At 54.6% G+C, this 445-nt stretch carries 1 protein-coding gene; it reads left to right on the forward strand.

Annotation, left to right across the window (positions count from 1 at the left end):
- Positions 1–54 precede the first annotated feature (54 nt).
- A partial coding sequence (locus C6366_RS21095) for an ATP-grasp domain-containing protein (protein WP_233248585.1) occupies positions 55–445 on the forward strand: 391 nt, incomplete at its 3' end.

Raw genomic sequence — 445 nt, forward strand, 5'->3', positions numbered from 1 at the left:
GTTTACAACGTGGAACAGCTCCGAACCATTGCCGCGCGAGGCATTGCAGCAAGTATGATTAACCAGATTCTGGTTGAAGAGTCGGTGCTTGGATGGGAAGAGCTGGAACTCGAAATTGTGCGCGACCAAAGCGGAAAAATGATAACCGTCTGCTTCATCGAGAATGTGGATGCCGTGGGCGTTCACACCGGTGACTCATTCTGTACAGCGCCAATGCTCACCATCTCAAAGGAAACGCAGCTGCGCCTGCAGGATTTCGCCTACCGCATTGTGGAAAGTGTGGGTGTGATTGGCGGAACCAACGTGCAGTTTGCGCACGACCCCAAAACCGGCCGTGTGGTAGTTATCGAGATAAACCCGCGTACCTCGCGCTCATCGGCACTGGCATCAAAAGCCACCGGCTTCCCCATTGCCCTGATATCGGCCATGCTGGCCTGCGGACTTA

It is taken from the genome of Desulfonatronum sp. SC1 (assembly GCF_003046795.1).
Taxonomy (GTDB): Bacteria; Desulfobacterota; Desulfovibrionia; order Desulfovibrionales; family Desulfonatronaceae; genus Desulfonatronum.